Genomic DNA, 258 nt, shown 5'->3' with positions numbered 1-258 from the left:
TATGGCGAGGACATCGGCAAGTTCGTGGCCGACGTCGAGAAGGGCGCCCATGTCCACACCCACAATCTCAAGACCAAGCGCTGGTAGGAGCCCGATCATGGCATCGAACTATTCCAACATGACTTTCCAGGGCTATCGCCGCGAGAACGGCCGCGTCGGCGTGCGCAATCTCGTCGTCATCCTGCCCGTCGACGACATCTCCAATGCGGCCTGCGAGGCGGTCGCCAACAACATCAAGGGCACGCTGGCGCTGCCGCA

General features: G+C 62.0%; 1 protein-coding gene and 1 pseudogene. Both read left to right on the top strand.

Annotation, left to right across the window (positions count from 1 at the left end; all coding sequences use genetic code 11):
• A pseudogene (locus LL06_RS28380) lies at nucleotides 1–87 on the top strand (flagellar biosynthesis protein FlgA); the annotation flags it as partial.
• A 10-nt stretch (nucleotides 88–97) separates the two neighbouring features.
• The coding region (locus tag LL06_RS27125; protein WP_161785029.1) for a UxaA family hydrolase at nucleotides 98–258 on the top strand (161 nt) is incomplete at its 3' end.

It is taken from the genome of Hoeflea sp. BAL378, from assembly GCF_000759435.1.
In the GTDB taxonomy this organism is placed as follows: domain Bacteria; phylum Pseudomonadota; class Alphaproteobacteria; order Rhizobiales; family Rhizobiaceae; genus Hoeflea.
The sequence above is the reverse complement of the archived record's forward strand: the minus strand, read 5'-3'. Positions and strand labels throughout refer to the sequence as shown.